Genomic DNA, 1,379 nt, shown 5'->3' with positions numbered 1-1,379 from the left:
GGCTCAATCCTTGCATTCGGAATTGGCTTCATCCTTTATATCCTGATGACAAGAAAGTGGAGACTTGCCAGGAATTTACTCATCACGGCAGCAGTGGGACTGATTGTACTCTATTACCCTGCCAATATGGCCAGGGACACGATCGCTGCCCAAACGGAAGAACATTCGTCTCAGACTGATGAGGATAAGGAAGCAGCCGATAAGAAAGCAAACCAGACGGAAGAAAGAACGGGAACAAGTTCGACCTTTTCAAAACGGTTCAAAGAAATGTTCTCAGATGAAATCATTCAAAAAAGTACGGAATGGGGACGATTATATGTAGTCTTTAAAGGGCTGGAAATCTATACGGGGCACCCCGTCATCGGAACCGGATTCGGCACCTTCGGGGACTCTGCCACGATCAGTTACGGTACACCCATTAAAGAGGAATATAAACTGCCCGACCACATGTATTCAGACAACCAATACATCCAGCTATTGGTCCAAACGGGTACCATAGGGACTGTATTTGTATTAGCTTTCGTCCTATCCATATGCCGGAAGCTGTGGTTAAACAGAAGGATTCCCTTCTCACCGGTGCTGTTTTCGCTCCTCATCGCTGTCTTGGGGATGGCTTTATTCTATAATGTTCTCGAGGAGAAAATCCTGACACTCTATTTCTACTCCTTATTAGGTTTCTTTATAAATAAGGAAGGCGCAGCAAAGCACTGAACAACAGATTATAAATAAATGAGGAATTTCATGAAAGTATCGACACTGATTAAATCAGTTGGACTAGTCACCATCATCTCGGGAGCAGGCAAGCTTCTGGGATTTGCAAGGGAAAGCATCATTGCAGCCTATTTCGGCACTTCTGAAGTGGCCGACGTTTTCTTCGTCGCGAGTCTCGTCCCGACTCTTCTTTTCACAGCTATCGGAACGGCCATTCAAGCGGGGATCATACCGCTCTTTATGGAAGAGCGGAGCAAGAGCGGAGAACGCGCCCGGGATCTGATGAGTTTATTGGGGACATTTCTACTGATGGTCTCGATTCTCTTTATCGGATTGGCCATCCTTTTTACAGAACCATTGATTCAAGTGATGGCACCTGGATTCAGTCCGGAACAGACAGTCCTTGCTGTTGAGATTACGAGGATCATGATACCCGGGATGGTTTTTCTAACCTTGACAGCCATCTCTACCGGGGTGCTGAATGCGAATAAGCAATTCGTTCTGCCAGCGTTTTCGGCAACCATCCAGAATGTGGTCATCATCCTGGCGACTGTTCTGCTTGCTTCAACGTACGGGGTATACGGGTTATCAATCGGTGTCCTGATCGGTGCAGCCGGACAGTTCCTGATCCAGTACCCTTCTTTCAAAAAAATGGATATCGGATTGAA

At 46.5% G+C, this 1,379-nt stretch carries 2 protein-coding genes; both read left to right on the top strand.

Annotated features, from left to right (window positions below; genetic code table 11):
• On the top strand, positions 1-711 hold a 711-nt coding region (locus HP456_RS23995), incomplete at its 5' end, for an O-antigen ligase family protein (RefSeq protein WP_172255681.1).
• 30 nt (positions 712-741) lie between these two features.
• Positions 742-1,379: lipid II flippase MurJ (locus HP456_RS23990; RefSeq protein WP_216663413.1), on the top strand; the 638-nt coding region annotated here is incomplete at its 3' end.

The organism is Bacillus haikouensis (assembly GCF_013179555.1).
Lineage (GTDB): Bacteria > Bacillota > Bacilli > Bacillales > Bacillaceae_B > Rossellomorea > Rossellomorea haikouensis_A.
This window is presented reverse-complemented; position numbering and strand designations above follow the sequence as displayed.